Origin of the sequence: Pseudomonas sp. zfem003, assembly GCF_032621675.1 — a bacterium.
Classification (GTDB): domain Bacteria; phylum Pseudomonadota; class Gammaproteobacteria; order Pseudomonadales; family Pseudomonadaceae; genus Metapseudomonas; species Metapseudomonas otitidis.
Window position 1 is genome coordinate 48275 of record NZ_JAVYJG010000013.1, and the last position, 20394, is coordinate 68668.

The window sequence follows — 20394 nt, forward strand, 5'->3', positions numbered from 1 at the left end:
TCAGTTCACACCCAGGTGCAGCCGGGAGAACGCCACGATGGCTTCCGCCGAGGCCAGGGGGTGGGCTTGCAGCAGCGCATGGGGGCCGTCCAGGCGGACCAGGCCGAAGACTCGGGTGCGCTGGGCTACTGCCCGTGCGGCCCGTGCCGGCACCAACCGGTCCTGCCGGGCCTGCAAGTACAGCAGCGGAACCTGCAGCTCGCCCAGGCGCGCACGCAGGTCCACCGTGGCGACGGCGTGCAGGCGCGAGGCAAGGCAGGCCGGCGGTGCCAGGGACAGGCTGTGGCGCAGGGCCGCCAGGGTCGATGTGGGCGCGTTGGCACCCAGCAGGGCGAAGCGCAGCAGCCAACCCGGCACGGCGTCGAGGGGCATCCGGCGGATCAGCGGTAAAAGAAGGGCGATGCCCGGACGAGGGCGATGAGCGAAGCTGCAGGCCAGCACCAGAGCCCTCAGGCCGGGTGGGCGGCGCAGGGCCAGCTTCAACGCGACGGGGCCGGAGAAGGACTCACCGAGCAGGATGAAGGGCCGGTCTTTCGGCAGTTGCTGTTCTGCCCATTCGACGAGGCTGTCGTAGTCCTGGGGCGCCACCGTCGGGTAGCCGAGCACCTGGCAGTCCAGGCGCCCGGCAAGGGCTTTGCGCAACGGTTCGAACAGCAGGCCGCTGCCGTCCAGGCCCGGCAGCAGGATCAGCAGCGGTGCGATGGCCTCAGCGTCCCTTGAAGGCACCGGGGCGGCGCTCCAGCATGGCCTGCAGGCCTTCCTGGGCGTCCTCCGAGGCCAGCAGCCGCTGGGCGACTGCCGGCAGGGCACGGGCGGCGGCGAGTTCGCCCTCGTTCACCACCTGCCGCGCGGAGGCGAGGGTGGCGCGGATGCCCAGCGGCGCCTGTGCGGCGATCCGCTCGGCCAGCCAGAGGGCACGGGGCATCAGCTCTTCGCTGGCCAGCACCTCCTGCACCAGGCCCAGGCGCAGGGCTTCGTGGGCGTCGAACTCGTCGCCGGTGAGCAGCCAGCGCATGGCGTTGCCCCAGCCGGCCACCTGGGGCAGGCGCAGGGTGGCGCCGGCGAAGGGGAAGATGCCGCGCTGGACTTCCATCTGGGCGAAGCGGGTGTTGCTGGCGCAGAGGTTGATGTCGGCAGCGAGCATCAGTTCGATGCCGATGGTGAAGCAGTAGCCCTGCACGGCCACCAGCAGCGGCTTGCTCAGGCGCGGGCCGCCGAAGGTGCCCCAGGGGTCGACGGCGCCCTCGGGCAGTTGCCAGCCGTTGCGGAAGGTCTCGGCCACGTTGGCCAGGTCGAGGCCGGCGGTGAAGTGCTCGCCGTGGGCGAACACCAGCGCGCAGCGCGCCTCGTCGTCCCGCTCGTAGTCCCCCAGGGCCAGCACCAGGTCGTCGAGCATCGCCTGGTCGAATGCGTTGCGCTTGGCGGGGCGGTCGAGGCCGAGCAGCAGGATGTGGCCGCGCTGTTCGCGGGTCACGCGGCCGGTTTGGGCGTGGGACATGGAGGCGGTCCTCGGAGGGAAGGGGCGGGGGCTCGGAGGATATAGCCGCTGCGTGTGGCGTTGTCCATGCGACCAGAGCCGTCTGGCGCTTTGCGTGAGAAAAACGCTGCGCGCTTGTCAGCTTTTACTGTATGATGCGCGCCGGCCCTAAACCGGGCCCCGTTCAGGAACTGCATCTTTCGGGGCATTCGCCTTCAGCTGCACCGTCCGCATCGCGGACTACCCTAGACGTAACACTCCAACCAATAAGCAACTCGCAAATTCTCTCCCAGGCTGCCAGGGTGACCCACAAGGTCTTTCGGCATATGCAGCTTTGGGTTTGGGTCTTTGCGGATGCACATGAGGCATACCCATGACCCAGGATATCGGCGGATTCGCCGCGCTCGGCCTTCACCCCAATGTTCTCGCTGCCATCGCTGCAGTGGGCTACGAAGAGCCTTCCCCCATCCAGGCCCAGTCGATTCCGGTGATCCTCGCCGGGCACGACATGATCGGCCAGGCCCAGACCGGTACCGGCAAGACTGCAGCCTTCGCGCTGCCGATCCTCTCCCGTATCGATCCGGCCAAACGTGAGCCGCAGGCGCTGATCCTGGCACCGACCCGCGAGCTCGCACTGCAAGTCGCCACCGCTTTCGAAACCTACGCCAAGCAGATGCCCGGCCTGAACGTCGTGGCCGTCTACGGCGGCGCGCCCATGGGTCCGCAGCTCAAGGCCCTGCGCCAGGGCGCCCAGGTGATCGTGGCCACCCCCGGCCGCCTATGCGACCACCTGCGCCGTGACGAGAAGATGCTCGCCACCGTGCAGCAGATGGTGCTGGACGAAGCGGACGAGATGCTCAAGCTCGGCTTCATGGAAGACCTCGAAGTGATCTTCGAGGCCCTGCCGGAAAGCCGTCAGAGCGTGCTGTTCTCCGCCACCCTGCCGCCGTCGATCCGTTCGATCGCCGAGCGTCACCTGAAAGAGCCGCAGCACGTCAAGATCGCTGCCAAGACCCAGACCGTGGCCCGCATCGAGCAGGCCCACCTGATGGTCCACGCCGACCAGAAGGTCGGTGCCGTGCTGCGCCTGCTGGAAGTCGAGGAGTTCGACGCGCTGATCGCCTTCGTGCGCACCAAGCAGGCCACCCTGGACCTGGCCTCCGCCCTGGAAGCCAAGGGCTACAAGGCCGCTGCGCTGAACGGCGACATCGCCCAGAACCAGCGTGAGCGCGTGATCGAGTCCCTCAAGGACGGTCGCCTGGACATCGTCGTCGCCACCGACGTCGCCGCCCGCGGCATCGACGTACCGCGCATCACCCACGTGGTGAACGTGGACATGCCGTACGACCCCGAGTCCTACGTGCACCGTATCGGCCGTACCGGCCGTGCCGGTCGTGAAGGCCGTGCCCTGCTGCTGGTTACCCCGCGCGAGCGCCGCATGCTGCAGGTGATCGAGCGCGTGACCAACCAGAAGGTCGCCGAAGTCCGCCTGCCCACCGCGCCCCAGGTACTGGATGCACGGATCCGGAAGTTGACCAACAGCCTGGCCCCCCTGGTGGCCGACGCCGAGGCCAGCCATGGCGAACTGCTCGACCGCCTGATCGCCGACATCGGCTGTAGCCCGCGTGCCCTGGCCGCTGCGCTGCTGCGCAAGGCCACCAACGGCCAGTCGCTGAACCTGGCGGACGTGGAGCGCGAGCAGCCGCTGGTGCCGGGTGCTCCCCAGCCCCGCGAGCGCCGTGAGCGTGACGGTGAGCGTGGCGAGCGCGGTGAATACCGCGAGCGTCGTGCGCCGCTGCCGGTCGGCGAAGGCCGCGTGCGTTGCCGCACCGCCCTGGGGACGCGCGACGGCATCGCCGCGAAGAACCTGCTGGGCGCCATCCTCAACGAGGGTGGCCTGGCGCGCGAAGCCATCGGTCGTATCCAGATCCGCGAGACCTTCAGCCTGATCGAGCTGCCCGAAGAGGGCCTGGATCGCCTGCTGGGCAAGCTGAAGGACACCCGCGTGGCGGGCAAGTCGCTGAAGCTGCGTCGCTACCGCGAAGACTGATCCGCACTGCTGCAACGCAACGGGGGGCCATTTGGCCCCCCGTTGCGTTTCTGCGTGTGCGAAAACCTCAGGCGCGCTGGTGCACCGAGCGGCCCGCGGCGAAGGTTTCCTTCACGGTGCGGTCGTCGCCGAGGATGGTCAGTGCGAACAGCTTCTCCGCCAGGCTGCGGGCCTGCTGCATGCGGTAGGCCATGAGCGGGGTGGCCTGGTAGTCGAGGACGACGAAGTCGGCGTCCTTGCCGGTCTGGAAGTTGCCGATGCGGTCGTCCAGGTACAGCGCGCGGGCGCCGCCCAGGGTGGCGAGGTAGAGGGACTTGAACGGGTCGAGCTTCTTGCCCTGCAGCTGCATGACCTTGTAGGCCTCGTTCAGCGACTGCAGCTGGGAGAAGCTGGTGCCGGCGCCGACGTCCGTGCCCAGGCCCACGCGCACGCCATGCTGCTCCAGCTTCTGCAGGTCGAACAGGCCGCTGCCGAGGAACAGGTTGGAGGTGGGGCAGAAGGCCACGGCAGAGCCGGTTTCGGCCAGGCGCTGGCACTCCTCGTCGCACAGGTGCACGCCGTGGGCGAACACCGAGCGTTCGCCGATCAGCCGGTAGTGGTCGTAGACGTCCAGGTAGCCCTTGCGCTCGGGGAACAGCGACTTGACCCATTCGATCTCCGCCTTGTTCTCGGAGAGGTGGGTGTGCATGTACAGGCCGGGGTATTCGCCGTAGAGCTTGCCGGCCAGCTCCAGTTGCTCGGGGGTGCTGGTGGGGGCGAAGCGCGGGGTCACCGCGTAGTGCAGGCGGCCCTTGCCGTGCCAGCGCTCGATCAGCGCCTTGCTGTCGGCATAGCCGGATTCGGCGGTGTCGGTGAGGTAGTCCGGGGCGTTGCGGTCCATCAGCACCTTGCCGGCGATCATGCGCAGGTCCAGCGCCTGGGCGGCTTCGAAGAACGCATCAACGGAGGTGGCGTGCACGGTGCCGAACACCAGGGCGGTGGTGGTGCCGTTGCGCAGCAGCTCGCCGAGGAACAGGTCGGCCACTTCGCGGGCGTGGGCCGGGTCGGCGAAGGCGCGCTCGGTGGGGAAGGTGTAGGTGTTCAGCCAGTCCAGCAGCTGCTCGCCGTAGGAGGCGATCATGCCGGTCTGCGGGTAGTGGATGTGGGTGTCGATGAAGCCGGGGGTGATCAGCGCGTTGGGGTATTCGCGGATCTCCACGCCGTCGAGCTCGGGCAGCAGGTCGCGGGCGTGGCCGATGCGGGCGATGCGGCCATCCTCCACCAGCAGGATGCCGTCCTCGAAGTATTCATAGGAGGCTTCGACGCCCACCTCGGCGGGGTCGGCGATGCTGTGGAGGAGGGCGGAGCGGTAGGCGGTCAAGCGGGTCATGGCAGTCTCGTCGGTCAATGCGGTACTTGAGGGCCCGCGTTTCGCGCGGGCGTGGAAAAGCGGGCGCCGGGGTGGCCGCCCGCTTTCCGTTGTGTGGTCTGGTCAGGCCTGTTCGCGGCGGGAGCTGGGCACCAGCCGGGCGACCGTTTCTCCCTTCTTCACGTCCTGGCCATTGTCCTTCTGTCCGAAGGTGGCGTTGTAGGTGGCGATGATCTCACCGGCGATGGAGATGGCAATCTCCACCGGCAGCTTGCCCTTGACCTCGGCCAACCCCATGGGACAGCGCATGCGTTGCACGGTTTCGCTGGCGAAGCCGCGCTCGCGCAGGCGGTGCTCGAACTTGACCCGCTTGGTGCGCGAGCCGATGAGGCCGAAGTAGGCGAAGTCGTTGCGCTTGAGGATGGCGGCGGTCAGCTCCAGGTCCAACTGGTGGTTGTGGGTCATGACGATGAAGTAGCTGCCGGAGGGCAGGGCGTCGACTTCGTCGACCACCTCGTCGTTCACCACCTTCTCCACCCCGGCGGGCACCTGCTCGGGGAATTCGCTTTCCCGCGAGTCGATCCAGCGCACCTTGCACGGCAGGCTGGCGAGCAGTGGGGCCAGGGCACGGCCGACGTGGCCGGCGCCGAACAGGGCGATCTGCGCCTGGGGCTGGTCCATCGGCTCGAACAGCAGCACGGTGGCGCCGCCGCAGCACTGGCCGAGGCTGGCGCCCAGGCTGAAGCGCTCCAGGCGGGTGTCGCGGCTGCCGCTCGCGAGCATTTCCCGGGCGATGGCCATGGCCTTGAACTCCAGGTGGCCGCCACCGATGGTTTCGTAGATGCGCTCGGCGGTGACCACCATCTTCGAGCCAGCGTTGCGGGGCGTGGAGCCCCGCTCTTCGATGATGGTCACCAGCACGCTGGGTTCGCCGCGCTGCTGCAGCTCGGCAAGGGCGTTGATCCAGCTCATCGGCTCAGCCTCCAGTTGCGCAGCGGGCGGCGCGAGCGGGACAGGCGCCAGTCGTCACGCTCGCCGGGGCGAGGTGTGTCAGTGGCGGCTGCCGGCCGGGCCGGGGTGTCGTGCAGGGTCGGACGTGGGTTCATCGGTCGCCTCCCGGCTGCCCTCAGGCAGGCTCCACGTGGGCGTTGCTGGGGGCCTCGGCCTTGCGTTGCAGCGCCTTCATCTGCTCGACGCCCCAGAGCACGCGCTCGGGGGTGGCCGGTGCGTCGATCTGCGGGTGGGCCTTGTAGTCGGCGAGGCTGGCCACGGCGTCCTTGATGGCGCACCAGGCGGCGATGCCGAGCATGAAGGGCGGCTCGCCCACGGCCTTGGAGTGGAACACCGTCTGCTCGGGGTTCTTGCGGTTCTCCACCAGCTTCACCCGCAGGTCGATGGGCATGTCGGCGATGGCCGGGATCTTGTAGCTGGCCGGGCCGCTGGTCATCAGCTTGCCCTTGGCGTTCCACACCAGCTCTTCGGTGGTCAGCCAGCCCATGCCCTGGACGAAGGCGCCTTCCACCTGGCCGATGTCGATGGCCGGGTTCAGCGAGGCGCCGACGTCGTGGAGGATGTCGGTGCGCAGCATCTTGTACTCGCCGGTGAGGGTGTCCACTAGCACTTCGCAGCAGGCCATGCCGTAGGCGAAGTAGTAGAAGGGGCGGCCGGCGGCCTTGTCGCGGTCGTAGTAGATCTTCGGCGTGCGGTAGAAGCCGGTGCTGGAGAGCGAGACCTGGTTGAAGTAGGCCAGCTGGATGACCTCTTCGAAGGCGAGGTACTGGTCGCGCACGCGCACCTGGCTGTTCTTGAACTCCACGTCCTCGGGGGTGACCTTGAAGTGCCCGACGAGGAAGTCCACCAGGCGACCCTTGATGGTCTCGGCGGCGTTCTGCGCGGCCTTGCCGTTCAGGTCGGTGCCGCTGGAGGCGGCCGTCGGCGAGGTGTTGGGCACCTTGTCGGTGTTGGTGGCGGTGATCTGGATGCGCGAGATGTCCACCTGGAACACTTCGGCCACCACCTGGGCGACCTTGGTGTTGAGGCCCTGGCCCATCTCGGTGCCGCCGTGGTTCAGGTGGATGCTGCCGTCGGTGTAGACGTGGATCAGCGCGCCGGCCTGGTTGAGGAAGGTGGCGGTGAAGCTGATGCCGAACTTCACTGGCGTCATCGCCAGGCCTTTCTTCAGCACCGGGCTCTGGGCGTTGAAGGCGCGGATGGCGTCGCGGCGCTGGGCGTACTCGGCGCTGGCTTCCAGCTCGGAGGTCATTTCGGCGAGCAGGTTGTGCTCGACGGTCTGGTAGTAGTGGGTGACGTTGCGCTCGTCCTTGCCGTAGTAGTTGAGCTTGCGCACCGCCAGCGGGTCCTTGCCCAGGTGGTGGGCGATGACGTCCATGATCTCTTCGATGGCGACCATCCCCTGGGGGCCGCCGAAGCCGCGGTAGGCGGTGTTGGAGGCGGTGTTGGTCTTGCAGCGCAGGCCGTTGATGGTGGCGTGTTCGAGGAAGTAGGCGTTGTCCGAGTGGAACATCGCGCGGTCGACGATGGAGCCGGAGAGGTCCGGCGAATAGCCGCAGTTGCCCGCCAGTTGCAGTTCGATGCCGGTGAGCAGGCCCTGGTCGTCGAAGCCGATGTCGTACTCGACGTAGAAGGGGTGGCGCTTGCCGGTGATGCTCATGTCCTCCATGCGCGGCAGGCGCATCTTGGTGGGCCGGCCGGTGAGGTGGGCGATCACCGCGCAGAGGCAGGCCGGGCCGGCGGCCTGGGTTTCCTTGCCGCCGAAGCCGCCGCCCATGCGGCGCATGTCGATGACGATCTTGTTCATCGGCACGCCCAGCACTTCGGCCACCAGCTTCTGCACTTCGGTGGGGTTCTGGGTGGAGGTGTAGACGATCATGCCGCCGTCTTCGCTGGGCATCACCGAGGAGATCTGGGTCTCCAGGTAGAAGTGCTCCTGCCCGCCGATGTGCAGGTGACCCTGCAGGCGGTGTTTCGAAGCGGCCAGGGCGGTGGCGGAGTCGCCGCGCTTGTGCTGGTGCGGGTCGAGCACGTAGTGCTTCTTCCGGTAGGCATCGACCACGTCGAGCACGGGCTCCAGGTCTTCGTACTCGATGAGGGCGGCCATGGCGGCCTTGCGCGCGGTTTCCAGGCTGTCGGCAGCCACGGCGAGCACCACCTGGCCGACGTATTCCACCTTGCCGTCCGCCAGCAGCGGGTCACCGGCCACCACCGGGCCGATGTCCAGTTGCCCGGGCACGTCCTCGGCGGTGATGGCGATGGCCACGCCGGGGATTGCGTAGCAGGGGCGGGTGTCGATGCGGACGATGCGCGCGTGGGCGCGGTCGCTCATGCGGGCATAGACGTGCAGCTGGTTGGGGAACTCCAGGCGGTCGTCGACGTACATCGCTTCGCCGGTGACGTGCTTGGGCGCGCTCTCGTGCTTGACGCTCTTGCCGACGCCGGTGGTGATGTCGGCACGGAACAGCGCCGCCAGTTCTTCCTGGGTCTTGAAATGGTGCTTAGACATAGGCGGTCACCCGGGTTTCGACGGCTGGGGATTGCTGTTCGAGGAAGCACTTGCGCAGCAGGTTCTGGGCCGCCAGCAGACGGTATTCCTTGCTGGCGCGGAAGTCGGTGAGGGGGCTGAAGTCCTGGGCCAGGGCTTCACAGGCGCGCTCGACGGTGCCCGGGTACCAGGCGGAGCCGACCAGGGCCTGTTCGCAGGCGCTGGCGCGCTTGGGGATGCCGGCCATGCCGCCGAAGGCGACGCGGGCGCGGCGTACCACGCCGTCCTCGATCACCAGGTTGAAGGCGGCGCAGACGGCAGAGATGTCGTCGTCCAGGCGCTTGGAGACCTTGTAGGCGCGGAACACCTGGTTCTTGCGGGCGCGGGGCACGCGCACCTTCTCGATGAACTCGGACTCCTGGCGGGCGGTGACCTTGTAGTCCAGGAAGTATTCGTCCAGCGGCAGGGTGCGGGTCTGGTTGCCCTTGCGCAGGACGATCTCGGCGCCGAGGGCGATCAGCAGCGGCGGCGCGTCGCCGATGGGCGAGGCGTTGCCGATGTTGCCACCGAGGGTGCCCTGGTTGCGGATCTGCAGGGAGGCGAAGCGGTGCAGCAGTTCGCCGAAATCCGGGTACTCGCGGGACAGGGTCTCGTAGCAGTCGGACAGCGGGGTGGCGGCGCCGATCTCGATGAAGTCGGCATCCGTCTCGATGCGCTTCATGGCGTCGATGTGGCCGACGTAGATCATCACCGGCAGCTCGCGGTGGAACTGGGTGACTTCCAGGGCCAGGTCGGTGCCGCCGGCCAGCAGGCGGGCCTGCGGGTTGGAGACGTAGAGTTCGGCCAGGTCTCCGATGGTCAGCGGCACCAGGCAGCGCTTGTCGCCGCTGTTCAGCTCGGCGGTGTCGCGCGGGGCAATCGCCTTGAGCTGGGCGAGGGTCTCGGCTTCGGCGGCGTCGAACTGGTCGGGCTGCGCCTGGCAGCAGGCCTGCTCGGCGGCATCGAGGATCGGGCGGTAGCCGGTGCAGCGGCACAGGTTGCCGGCCAGGGCTTCCAGGGTCTGGGCCTTGTCGTAGCCGGTGCTGCCGGAGGCGGCCCGGCTCTTCTGCAGGGCGAACAGCGACATGACGAAGCCGGGTGTGCAGAAGCCGCACTGGGAACCATGGCAGTCCACTATGGCCTGCTGGACGCTGTGCAGCTGGCCCTTGTGCTTGAGGTCTTCGACGGTGATGAGCTGCTTGCCATGCAGCGAGGAGACGAACGTCAGGCAGGCATTGAGGGTGCGGTAGCGGATGCGGTCGTCGACCACCTCGCCCACCACCACGGTGCAGGCGCCGCAATCACCGGAGGCGCAGCCCTCCTTGGTTCCTGTCTTGCCCAGGTGCTCACGCAAGTAGTTCAGCACCGTGACGTTGGGGTCGAGCGCATGTTCGGTGCGCAGCTCCCGGTTGAGTAGAAACTGGATCAAGGAAGACCTCCAGGCACTTTATTGTTGTTTACGAGGGCTCGTATGGCCGCGAATTTAGAGTCCGTTGACTTTTCGGTCAATATTTTTCTGACCTGAAAGTCAGAAAATCATACGGGCTGCGCTGCAAGTGCCGTGCCGTGGCGCTGGAACAAGGGTAGACCGGAATGCAAACGCCCCGCTCTGGGGCGGGGCGCTTGGGTGTGGCGAGGGGGTAAGGGCAGAGTCAGGCGACCTGTTGCTGGTCGGTCAGCTGGTGTTCTTCACCGGCGTAGTAGGCGCGCACCCGCTTGTCCATCACGGCGCGCCACAGCGGTGGGAACAGCGCCAGGACGATCATCCCGGCATAGCCGTTGGGCAGCTGCGGGCTGTCGTCGAAATGGCGCAGCACCTGGTAGCGGCGCTTGGCGTAGGCGTGGTGGTCCGAATGGCGCTGCAGGTGGAAGAGGAACAGGTTGGTGAGCAGGAAGTTGCTGTTCCAGGAATGCGCCGGACTGGTGCGTTCATAGCGGCCGTTGTCCAGTTTGCGACGGTGCAGGCCGTAGTGCTCCACGTAGTTGACGATCTCCAGCAGGGTGAAGGCCATCGCTGCCTGCACCAGGAAGAACACCCCGCCCAGCCAGCCCAGGGCGAGGGTGAAACCCACCAGCATCGCGGCGCTCAGGGCGTACCACCACACCAGCTCGTTGCGCCAGTGCAGCGCCGGCAGCCCCTTGCGCTTGAGGCGCTGGGCCTCCAGGTTCCAGGCGTTGAGGAAGTTGTGCTTATAGGCGTGGGGCAGGAACTGGTAGAGGCTCTGGCCGAAGCGGGCGGAGGAGGCATCCTCCGGGGTGGAGACGTTCACGTGGTGGCCGCGCACGTGCTCCACCTTGAAGCCGGCGTAGCACACCGCCGCCAGCAGGATGCCGCCGGCGCTCTGCTCCAGCAGCGGGTCCTTGTGGATCAGTTCGTGGGAGACGGTGATGCCGATGGCGCCCATCACCGTGCCCACCGAGAGCACCCAGCCGAGCTTGCCCACCCAGTTCCAGTCCGGGTGGTGGACGAACACCCAGCCGCTCCAGGCCAGCATCAGCAGCAGCAGCGGCAGGGTCATCAGGCTGAGGAAGCGGTAGTAGCCCTGGCCCTCCATGAACGGCACGTCGTCCGACTCGTCGGGGTTGGCCGGGTCGCGGCCGACGATGAAGTCGAGGAACGGAATCACCCCGAAGACGATGGTGATCACCAGCCAGGGCCAGGCATTGGGATGGTCGCTGCCCAGCGACCAGTAGTAGCTCATGGGAATGCCGGCCACGGGGATCAGCCAGATCCAGTAGCCGACCTTCTTCAGGGCGATCATCCAGTTGGAGGGCAGGCGTTCGAACATGGTGGGCTCCGTCCGTGCAGGTGGGTGGGTTATTCCAGGATTGTCAGACAATCCTGCGCCCCAACCCGGTGCAGGGCGACCGACCTTTAGGTCTGAATGCCCGCCGTCTGTCACCTTCGACGGGTAACACCCTGTGTTACACTTCGCCCCCTGCCGCGTCCTGCGCAGATCCCTCGTGCATGATCCCTTCCGACCAGCCCGCTGCGCCGGACCCCGAGGGCGCCTGATCGACCCCCCACAGCCAAGACCGAAGGAAAACCATGACGTTCAAGGCACCGGACAGCCTCGCCGAACAGATCGCCCACCACCTCGCCGAACGCATCATCCGAGGGGACCTGAAGGCCCGCGAACGCATCCAGGAGCAGAAGGTCACCCAGGCCCTCAACGTCAGCCGCGGGTCGGTGCGCGAAGCGCTGCTGATCCTCCAGCGCCGCCACCTGATCACCATCCTCCCGCACCGTGGCGCCCAGGTGTCCGAGCTCACCCCGCACCACGTGCAGAGCCTCTACGCACTGATGATGGAGATGTACATCCTGCTGGGCTGTGCCGTTGCCCAGCGCTGGAAGAGCGAAGAGGACCTCGCGCCTTTCCTGGCCATCCAGCAGCGCCTGGAACAGAACCTGCAGGACCACGACATCAGCGGCTTCGTCGATTCCAGCTTCAGCATCATGCGTGCGGCCTATGCCTTCGCCGACAACCCCTACCTGGAGGAGACGGTGGAGAACCTGCTGCCGGCCATCAGCCGCACCTACCACCTGGCGCTGGAGCAGCGCAAAGGCGAGATGGCGCAGTTCATGGCCGCCTTCGCCGAGCTGCTCAAGGCAGTGATCGGCCGCGATCCGGCGCGCATCCGCGAAGTGCTGGTGGGCTACGGCCAGCACAACTGCCAGCTGGTGCTCGCCGCCCTGGCCGGCCACTGACGCCACTGACCGGGAGAGGCGCCCATGCGGCTCAAGTGCATCAAGCTGGCCGGGTTCAAGTCCTTCGTCGACCCCACCACGGTCAACTTCCCCAGCAACATGTCGGCGGTGGTGGGCCCCAACGGCTGCGGCAAGTCCAACATCATCGACGCCGTGCGCTGGGTGATGGGCGAGAGCTCGGCCAAGAACCTGCGCGGCGAGTCGATGACGGACGTCATCTTCAACGGCTCCAACACCCGCAAGCCGGTGGCCCAGGCCAGCATCGAGCTGATCTTCGACAACTCGGACAACTCCCTGGTGGGCGAGTACGCCGCCTTCGCCGAGATTTCCATTCGCCGCCGCGTCAGCCGTGACGGCCAGAACACCTACTTCCTCAACGGCACCAAGTGCCGTCGCCGGGACATCACCGACATCTTCCTCGGCACCGGCCTGGGGCCGCGCAGCTACTCCATCATCGAGCAGGGGATGATCTCCAAGCTCATCGAGGCCAAGCCCGAGGACCTGCGCAACTTCATCGAGGAAGCCGCCGGCATCTCCAAGTACAAGGAGCGCCGCCGTGAGACCGAGAACCGCATCCGCCGCACCCACGAGAACCTGGCGCGCCTGACCGACCTGCGCGAAGAGCTGGAGCGCCAGCTCGACCGCCTGCACCGGCAGGCCCAGGCGGCGGAGAAGTACCAGGAGTACAAGGCCGAGGAGCGCCAGCTCAAGGCCCAGCTGTCCGCCCTCAAGTGGCAGGCGCTGAACGAGCAGGTGGGCCAGCGCGAAGGCGTGATCGGCAGCCAGGAGGTGGCCTTCGAGGCACTGGTGGCCGAGCAGCGCAACGCCGACGCCGCCATCGAGCGCCTGCGTGACGGCCACCACGAGCTGTCCGAGCGCTTCAACCTGGTGCAGGGCCGCTTCTATTCCGTGGGGGGGGACATCGCCCGGGTCGAGCAGAGCATCCAGCACGGCCAGCAGCGCCAGCGGCAACTGCAGGACGACCTGCGCGACGCCGAGCGCGCCCGCCAGGAGACCGAGTCCCACCTGGGGCATGACCGCACCCTGCTGGCGACCCTCGGCGAAGAGATGGACATGCTCATCCCCGAGCAGGAACTCAGCGCCGCCGCCGCCGAAGAGGCCAGTGCCCAGCTGGAAGAGGCCGAGGCCGGCATGCAGGGCTGGCAGGAGCGCTGGGACGGTTTCAACCAGCGCAGCGCCGAGCCCCGCCGCCAGGCCGAAGTGCAGCAGGCGCGCATCCAGCAGTTGGAACAGAGCCTCGAACGCGTGCTGGAGCGCGAGCGCCGCCTGGCGGATGAGCGTACCCAGCTGGCTGCCGACCCCGAGAGCGCGGCCATCCTCGAATTGAATGAACAGGCCGCCGCTGGTGAGCTGGAACTGGAAACCCTGCAGGCCGCCGAAGAGGCCCTGGTCGAGCGCCTGGAGCAGCTGCGTGATGAGCTGCAGCGCGCCAGCCAGGCCCAGCAGCAGGCCCAGGGCGAGCTGCAGCGCCTCAACGGCCGCATCGCCTCGCTGGAAGCCCTGCAGCAGGCCGCCCTCGACCCCGGCGCCGGCACGGCGGACTGGCTGCGTGAGCATGGGCTCGACCAGCGCCCGCGCCTGGCCGAAGGCCTGCGGGTGGAGGCGGGCTGGGAACTGGCGGTGGAGACCGTCCTCGGGGCGGACCTGCAGGCCGTGCAACTGGATGATTTCCAGGGGCTCGACCTGGCGGGCTTCAGCCAAGGCGACCTGCGCCTGGTGGCCGCCGGCCAAGGCGGTGCACGAATCGCCGGTAGCCTGCTGGACAAGGTGGAGTCACGGCTCGACCTGGCCCCTTGGCTCGGCCGTGTGCGCCCGGTGGAGAGCCTGGACGAGGCCCTGGCCGGCCGCGCCGCGCTGGCCGCCGACGAAAGCCTGATCAGCCGCGATGGCTACTGGGTCGGGCGCAACTTCCTCCGTGTCCGTCGCGCCAGCGAAGCGGAAAGCGGCCTGCTGGCCCGTGGCCAGGAGCTGGAGCGCCTGCACGCCGAGCGTGACGAGCGCGAAGCCACCCTGGAGCGCCTCGACGAGGCCCTGCAAACCCTGCGGGACCAGCAGCGCCAGCAGGAAGAAACCCGTGAACAGCAACGTCGCCAGGTGCAGGACGAGGCGCGTCGCCTGTCCGAGGTTAAGGCCCGCCTGTCCGCCCAGCAGGCGCGGGTCGAGCAGCTCAACCTGCGTCGCCAGCGCCTGGAAGCGGAGCTGGCCGAACTCGATGAGCAGCGCGCCTTGGAGCATGAGCAGCTGGGCGAAGCCCGCCTGGTGCTGCAGGACGCCCTGGACGCCATGGCCACCGACACCGAGCAGCGCGAACGCCTGCTGGCCGAGCGCGATGACCTGCGCGAACGCCTCGACCGCATCCGCCAGGAGGCACGCCAGCACAAGGATCAGGCCCACCAGTTGGCCGTGCGGCTGGGCTCCCTGCGGGCCCAGCACGACTCGACACGCCAGGCCCTGGAGCGACTCAGCCAGCAGTTCGAACGCCTCGAAGAGCGTCGCGAGCAGCTCAGCCTCAACCTGGAGGAGGGCGCCGCCCCGCTGGAAGAGCTGCGCATGAAGCTGGAAGAGCTGCTGGAACGGCGCATGGCGGTGGAAGACGAACTCAAGCTCGCCCGGCTCGCCCTCGAGGATGCCGACCGCGAACTGCGCGACGCCGAGAAGCGCCGCACCCAGGCCGAGCAGCAGTCGCAACTGCTGCGCGGCCAGCTGGAGCAGCAACGCATGGAGTGGCAGGCCCTGACCGTGCGCCGCAAGGCGCTGCAGGACCAGTTGCTGGAGGACGGCTACGACCTGCACGGCGTGCTCGCCACGCTGCCCGAGGGCGCCAGCGAGCCCGCCTGGGACGAGGAGCTGGAGCGACTGGCCGCGCGCATCCAGCGCCTGGGCCCGATCAACCTGGCGGCCATCGACGAATACCAGCAGCAGTCCGAGCGCAAACGCTACCTGGACGCGCAGAACGATGACCTGGTGGAGGCGCTGGACACGCTGGAGAACGTCATTCGCAAGATCGACAAGGAGACCCGCAACCGCTTCAAGGAAACCTTCGACCAGATCAACGCCGGCCTCCAGGCGCTGTTCCCGAAGGTCTTCGGTGGTGGGCACGCCTACCTGGAGCTGACCGGCGAAGACCTGCTGGACACCGGGGTCGCCATCATGGCGCGTCCGCCAGGCAAGAAGAACAGCACCATCCACCTGCTGTCCGGTGGCGAGAAGGCCCTTACCGCGCTGGCGCTGGTGTTCGCCATCTTCCAGCTCAACCCCGCGCCGTTCTGCATGCTCGACGAGGTGGATGCGCCGCTGGACGACGCGAACGTCGGCCGTTATGCACGATTGGTCAAGGAAATGTCGGAGAAGGTCCAGTTCATCTATATCACCCACAACAAGATCGCCATGGAGATGGCCGACCAGTTGATGGGCGTGACCATGCACGAGCCGGGATGCTCACGGTTGGTCGCCGTGGATGTCGAGGAGGCGCTTTCCCTCGTAGAGGCCTGACACGCCCGGCCGGCAATGCCGCCCGGGTTGCCCTGCAGGCCTCGTGATCAGAGGTTTCTCTGCTGGGCTGGCCGTGCTAGCTTAATGCCCAATTTTTTTGACACGTGGAAAACGCCATTGGGAACATGGAGTTGGGCGCCACGTTTTCAGAGGACCGGATGTCCTTTCTTCATCACTATCAGAATATTTTTTGACCAGGGGACACAGGATTAATGGAAATCGGTCTGCGCGAGTGGCTGATCGTCATCGGCGTCATCGTAATCGCCGGCATTTTGTTCGATGGCTGGCGCCGCATGAGTGGCGGCAAAGGCAAGCTCAAGTTCAAGCTCGACCGCAGCTTCTCCAACCTTCCCGATGACGGGGAGGACCCCAACCTCCTCGGACCGGCCCGCGTTCGCGAACGTGGGGAGCCCTTGCTGGACGAGGAAGACCTGCCCAGCATGAGCGCCAAGGAACTGAACAAGCGCCGCAACGAGCCACGCCAGGGCGACCTGGCGCTGGACGAGCCGGTGCCGACCCTGCTGACCCCCGTCGAGGAGGCCGCAGCGGCCAAGGCGGCGCGCCCGGCCAAGGTCCAGGACCTGCCGCCCGTGGAGGAAGTGCTGGTGATCAACGTGGTCGCCCGCGACGAAGGCGGCTTCAAGGGGCCCGCCCTGCTGCAGAACATCCTCGAGAGTGGCCTGCGTTTCGGCGAGATGGACATCTTCCATCGCCACGAGAGCATGGCCGGCAATGGCGAGGTGCTGTTCTCCATGGCCAACGGCGTCAAGCCCGGCACCTTCGATCTGGACGACATCGACCTGTTCAGCACCCGTGCGGTGAGCTTCTTCCTCGGCCTGCCCGGCCCGCGTCACCCGAAGCAGGCCTTCGACGTGATGGTGGCCGCAGCCCGCAAGCTCTCCCAGGAACTGAACGGCGAGCTGAAGGACGACCAGCGCAGCGTGCTGACCGCCCAGACTATCGAGCATTACCGCCAGCGCATCGTCGAGTTCGAGCGTCGCAGCCTGACCCAGAAGCGCTGAACCGGAAGATCCACCGAAACAGAGCAGCCCAGGCTGCTCTTTTCGTTTGCACGGAAAAGAGCCCCGCATCATGAACGACACCTCAGGCAATGCCGCCCAGCGCATCCAGGCACTGCGTGCCGAACTGGATGAGCACAACTACCGCTACTACGTCCTCGACGAGCCCAGCGTGCCCGACGCCGAGTACGACCGCCTGTTCCGCGAGCTGCAGGCCCTGGAGGCCGAGCACCCGGAACTGGTCACCCCCGATTCGCCCACCCAGCGTGTCGGCGGCGAGGCCCTCAGCGCCTTCGGCGAGGTGCGCCACGAAGTGCCCATGCTGAGTCTGGGCAACGCCTTCGAGGAGGAGGACCTGCTGGCCTTCGATCGCAGCGTGCAGAGTGGCCTCGGCCTGTCCGGCGGCGACCTCTTCGGCGGTGGAGCAGCCGTGGAATACAGCTGCGAACCGAAGCTCGACGGCCTGGCCGTCAGCCTGCTGTACCGCAACGGCGTGCTGGAGCGAGGCGCGACGCGCGGCGATGGCACCACCGGCGAGGACATCAGCGCCAACGTGCGCACCATCCGCAACGTACCGCTCAAGCTGAAGGGCGAGGGCTGGCCGCAGGTGCTGGAGGTACGCGGCGAGGTGTACATGCCCAAGGCCGGCTTCGAGGAACTCAACGCCCGCCAGGCCGAGAGCGGCGGCAAGACCTTCGCCAACCCGCGCAACGCCGCCGCCGGCAGCCTGCGCCAGCTGGACCCGAAGATCACCGCCAGCCGCCCGCTGGAGTTCTGCTGCTACGGCATCGGCCAGGTCAGCGCCGAACTGGCCCCCACCCAGGTGGGCATGCTGGAGCGCCTCAAGGGCTGGGGCATTCCCATCAGCCGCGAGCTGCGCCTGGCCAAGGGCGTCGAGGCCTGCCTGGACTACTACCGCGACATCGGCCAGCGGCGCATGGCGCTGCCCTACGACATCGACGGCGTGGTGTTCAAGGTCAACACCCTGGAGGACCAGCAGCAGCTGGGCTTCCGCGCCCGCACCCCGCACTGGGCCATCGCCCACAAGTTCCCCGCCCAGGAGGAGCTGACCGAGCTGCTGGACGTCGAGTTCCAGGTCGGCCGTACCGGCGCGGTGACGCCTGTGGCGCGCCTCAAGCCGGTCAAGGTGGCGGGCGTCACCGTCGCCAACGCCACCCTGCACAACATGGACGAAGTCGCCCGCCTGGGCTTGATGATCCGTGACACCGTCATCATCCGTCGCGCAGGCGACGTGATCCCGCAGGTCATGCAGGTGGTGGCCGAGCGTCGCCCTGCGGATGCCCGCCCGGTGCACGTGCCGGAGCAGTGCCCGGTGTGCGGCTCCGCCGTCGAGCGCACCCAGCTGGTCAAGCGCGCCAAGGGCAAGGCCACCACCAGCGAAGGCTCGGTTTACCGCTGCGTCGGCCGCCTGGCCTGCGGCGCCCAGCTCAAGCAGGCGATCATCCACTTCGCCTCCCGCCGCGCGATGGACATCGACGGCCTGGGCGACAAGATCGTCGAGCAGCTGGTGGATACCGGCCTGGTGGCGTCGCCCGCCGACCTCTACACCCTCACCTACGAGCAGGTGGTGGAGCTGGAGGGCTTCGCCGATCTGTCGACCCGCAACTTGCTAGCGGCGATCCAGGACAGCGCCAAGCCGACCCTGGCGCGCTTCATCTTTGCCCTCGGCATTCCCGATGTCGGTGAAGAGACCGCCAAGCTGCTGGCTCGCGCCCTCGGCTCGCTGAAGCGCCTGGAACAGGCCCTGCCGGAAGTGCTGACCTACCTGCCCGACGTGGGGCTGGAAGTGGCGTCGGAGATCCACAACTTCTTCGGTGACGACCACAACCGCCAGGTGATTGCCGACCTGCTGGCCCGCGGCGTCGTCCTGCAGGACGAAGGCGAGGTCAGCGCCGAGTTCACCGCCTGCGCCTCCCTGGGTGGCTTCCTCGACAAGCTGAACATCCCCGGTATCGCCACCACCGGCGCTGAGAAGCTGGCGGCCCGCTTCGGCAGCCTGCAGGGCGTGATCCAGGCCGATTGGCTGGACCTGCGCCAGGTGGAACGCCTCAACGAAAAGGCCGCCCGCTCCCTGCGCGACTTCTTCGACGAGCCGGCCAACCGCGAGCACGCCCTGCGCATCGAGGCGCAACTGCTGGAGTTCGGCATGCACTGGTCGTGCGAGCGCAAGGTGGTGGAAGGGCTGCCCCTGGCCGGGCAGACCTGGGTGCTGACCGGCACGCTGGAGGCCATGAGCCGCGACCAGGCCAAGGACAAGCTGGAAGCCCTGGGGGCCAAGGTCGCGGGCTCAGTGTCGGCGCGCACCCACTGCGTGGTCGCCGGGCCGGGTGCTGGCTCCAAGCTGGCCAAGGCCACCGAGCTGGGGTTGCGGGTGCTGGACGAGGAGCAGTTCCTCGCTGAACTGAAGACCCTCGGCGCCGCGTGAGGCGCCACACATGAAAAGGCCGGGCTTCGATGCCCGGCCTTTTCGTATCAGCCGTTGATGGCGTCGGTCAGGGCCTTGGCCGGCACCAGTTTGACCACCTTCTTCGCGGCGATCTCGATGCTCTTGCCGGTCTGCGGGTTGCGGCCGGTGCGCGCCGGGCGTTCGCTGACCTTGAGCTTGCCGATGCCCGGCAGGGTGATCTCATCGCCGTTCTCCAGCGAGTCGCTGACGATCTCGCTCAGTTGCTCCAGCACGGCGCGCACGGTGGCTCGGGTGGCGTCTGTGGCGTCGGCGATGTCGGCGATGAGTTGGTCTTTGGTGAGTGCCATGGGGGTGCTCCGATGAAGATGAAGGCGCCCGGCTCTAAGCGGGGCGGGGGCACGCTAGCACAGATCGGTTTCCCGCGCGTTGCAGGGAGTCGGGCTACGCTTGTGCGAATCGCCGCGCCCTGGGGAGAGTCGTCATGCTGCAAGCCTTCGCCGACCTGAGTTTCCGCTGGAAGATCACGTTGCCCATCCTCCTCCTGCTGGTCCTGCTCGCGCTGTTGGGCGGGCTCGGCGTGCAGGGGCTCAACCAGGTGGTCGACTCCAGTGCCCGCCTGACCAATCGCTACCTGCCCGCCGTCAGTCTGTTGCTGAACGCCGACCGCGACCTCTACCAGGCCTTCACCGCCGAGCGCAGCCTGCTGGACGAGAGCTCCGGGGACTTCGTCACCCAGCTCAAGTCCGACCATGCCGAGAACCTCCAGCAGGCCTACGACCGGGTGCACAAGTACGCCGACCTCAAGCCCGGTGACGAGGCTCGCCAGCTGGTGGCCAGCTTCGACCGTGGGTTTGCCGAGTGGAAAGCCACCTCGCTGAAGGTGGTGGCCCTGTCCTCCAGCGAGCCCGAGGCGGCCAGTCGCCTGAGCTTCGGCGACAGCGAGAAGCAGTTCCAGGCCATGCGCGATGTCATCAACAAGCTGGGTGAGCTGGAGGATGCCGAAGCCAGCGCCGAGGGCCTGGCATCCACCGCCCTGGGTCAGCAGCGCAGCCTCCAGCAGGGCGTGATCATGGCCGTTGCCTGCGGCATCTGCCTGCTGCTGGTGCTGGGGTTCCCCACCCTGGTGACCCGCCCGCTGCATCGCCTGCTGGAACGCATCGAGCAGATCGCCGAGGGCGACGGCGACCTGCGTGTACGGCTGGAAGTCACCTCGCGGGACGAACTGGGCAAGCTCAGCCATGCCTTCAACCGCTTCCTCGACAAGCTCCAGCCGTTGATCCGTGAAGTCGGCCGGGTGACCGACGAGGTGGCC

General features: G+C 67.5%; 14 protein-coding genes and 1 pseudogene. 6 read left to right on the forward strand and 9 right to left on the reverse strand.

Annotated elements, in window-relative coordinates:
• Complete coding sequence (locus RTK35_RS27455; RefSeq protein ID WP_316909456.1) at positions 1–726, reverse strand: alpha/beta fold hydrolase; 726 nt, start codon at positions 724–726, stop codon at positions 1–3.
• Positions 707–1498 carry a crotonase/enoyl-CoA hydratase family protein gene (locus tag RTK35_RS27460; RefSeq protein WP_044409054.1) on the reverse strand — a complete coding sequence of 264 codons (792 nt, stop codon included), beginning with the start codon at positions 1496–1498 and terminating at the stop codon, positions 707–709. The genes RTK35_RS27455 and RTK35_RS27460 overlap by 20 nt, the downstream gene beginning before the upstream one ends.
• A gap of 352 nt (positions 1499–1850) precedes the next feature.
• Here RTK35_RS27460 and RTK35_RS27465 point away from each other — a divergent pair, with 352 nt between their 5' ends.
• Entirely contained in the window at positions 1851–3527 is a 1677-nt protein-coding gene (locus RTK35_RS27465) for a DEAD/DEAH box helicase (RefSeq protein WP_044409057.1), read from the forward strand.
• A 67-nt stretch (positions 3528–3594) separates the two neighbouring features.
• On the opposite strand, the gene guaD is transcribed toward RTK35_RS27465, so the two are convergent.
• The 6 genes from guaD to RTK35_RS27495 all read right to left on the reverse strand — a co-directional run bounded on the left by guaD (position 3595) and on the right by RTK35_RS27495 (position 11202).
• The gene (gene guaD, locus RTK35_RS27470) at positions 3595–4896 is read right to left on the reverse strand and encodes a guanine deaminase (RefSeq protein WP_316909457.1); all 1302 of its coding nucleotides are present in this window, start codon (positions 4894–4896) and stop codon (positions 3595–3597) included.
• A gap of 102 nt (positions 4897–4998) precedes the next feature.
• Positions 4999–5847, reverse strand: coding sequence for a xanthine dehydrogenase accessory protein XdhC (xdhC, locus tag RTK35_RS27475; RefSeq protein WP_069562554.1), 849 nt, complete (start codon positions 5845–5847; stop codon positions 4999–5001).
• Positions 5844–5981, reverse strand: coding sequence for a hypothetical protein (locus tag RTK35_RS27480; protein WP_160158591.1), 138 nt, complete (start codon positions 5979–5981; stop codon positions 5844–5846). Before RTK35_RS27480 ends, xdhC begins: the two co-directional genes overlap by 4 nt.
• A gap of 20 nt (positions 5982–6001) precedes the next feature.
• Positions 6002–8395, reverse strand: coding sequence for a xanthine dehydrogenase molybdopterin binding subunit (gene xdhB / locus RTK35_RS27485; RefSeq protein ID WP_316909458.1), 2394 nt, complete (start codon positions 8393–8395; stop codon positions 6002–6004).
• Positions 8388–9842: a xanthine dehydrogenase small subunit gene (gene xdhA / locus RTK35_RS27490; protein WP_316909459.1), complete on the reverse strand. Its 1455-nt coding sequence runs from the start codon at positions 9840–9842 to the stop codon at positions 8388–8390. The genes xdhB and xdhA overlap by 8 nt, the downstream gene beginning before the upstream one ends.
• A gap of 223 nt (positions 9843–10065) precedes the next feature.
• Positions 10066–11202 carry an alkane 1-monooxygenase gene (locus tag RTK35_RS27495; RefSeq protein ID WP_044412809.1) on the reverse strand — a complete coding sequence of 379 codons (1137 nt, stop codon included), beginning with the start codon at positions 11200–11202 and terminating at the stop codon, positions 10066–10068.
• Positions 11203–11462: 260 nt separating this feature from the next.
• Here RTK35_RS27495 and RTK35_RS27500 point away from each other — a divergent pair, with 260 nt between their 5' ends.
• The 4 genes from RTK35_RS27500 to ligA all read left to right on the forward strand — a co-directional run bounded on the left by RTK35_RS27500 (position 11463) and on the right by ligA (position 19100).
• The gene (locus RTK35_RS27500) at positions 11463–12122 is read left to right on the forward strand and encodes a GntR family transcriptional regulator (RefSeq protein ID WP_160481122.1); all 660 of its coding nucleotides are present in this window, start codon (positions 11463–11465) and stop codon (positions 12120–12122) included.
• 24 nt (positions 12123–12146) lie between these two features.
• A complete protein-coding gene (gene smc, locus RTK35_RS27505; RefSeq protein WP_074967625.1) occupies positions 12147–15635 on the forward strand; it encodes a chromosome segregation protein SMC in 3489 nt (1162 codons plus the stop codon).
• Between the two features lie 212 nt (positions 15636–15847).
• Positions 15848–16657 (forward strand): cell division protein ZipA, encoded by an 810-nt coding sequence (gene zipA / locus RTK35_RS27510; protein ID WP_074967626.1) that lies wholly within the window; start codon positions 15848–15850, stop codon positions 16655–16657.
• Positions 16658–16727: 70 nt separating this feature from the next.
• Positions 16728–19100 carry an NAD-dependent DNA ligase LigA gene (ligA, locus tag RTK35_RS27515; protein ID WP_316909460.1) on the forward strand — a complete coding sequence of 791 codons (2373 nt, stop codon included), beginning with the start codon at positions 16728–16730 and terminating at the stop codon, positions 19098–19100.
• Positions 19101–19147: 47 nt separating this feature from the next.
• Here ligA and RTK35_RS27520 read toward each other — a convergent pair whose 3' ends face one another.
• Complete coding sequence (locus RTK35_RS27520; RefSeq protein ID WP_044412796.1) at positions 19148–19429, reverse strand: HU family DNA-binding protein; 282 nt, start codon at positions 19427–19429, stop codon at positions 19148–19150.
• Positions 19430–19563: 134 nt separating this feature from the next.
• Between RTK35_RS27520 and RTK35_RS30725 the strand changes: the two are divergent.
• Positions 19564–20340, forward strand: a pseudogene (locus RTK35_RS30725) (MCP four helix bundle domain-containing protein); the annotation flags it as partial.
• Positions 20341–20394 lie beyond the last annotated feature (54 nt).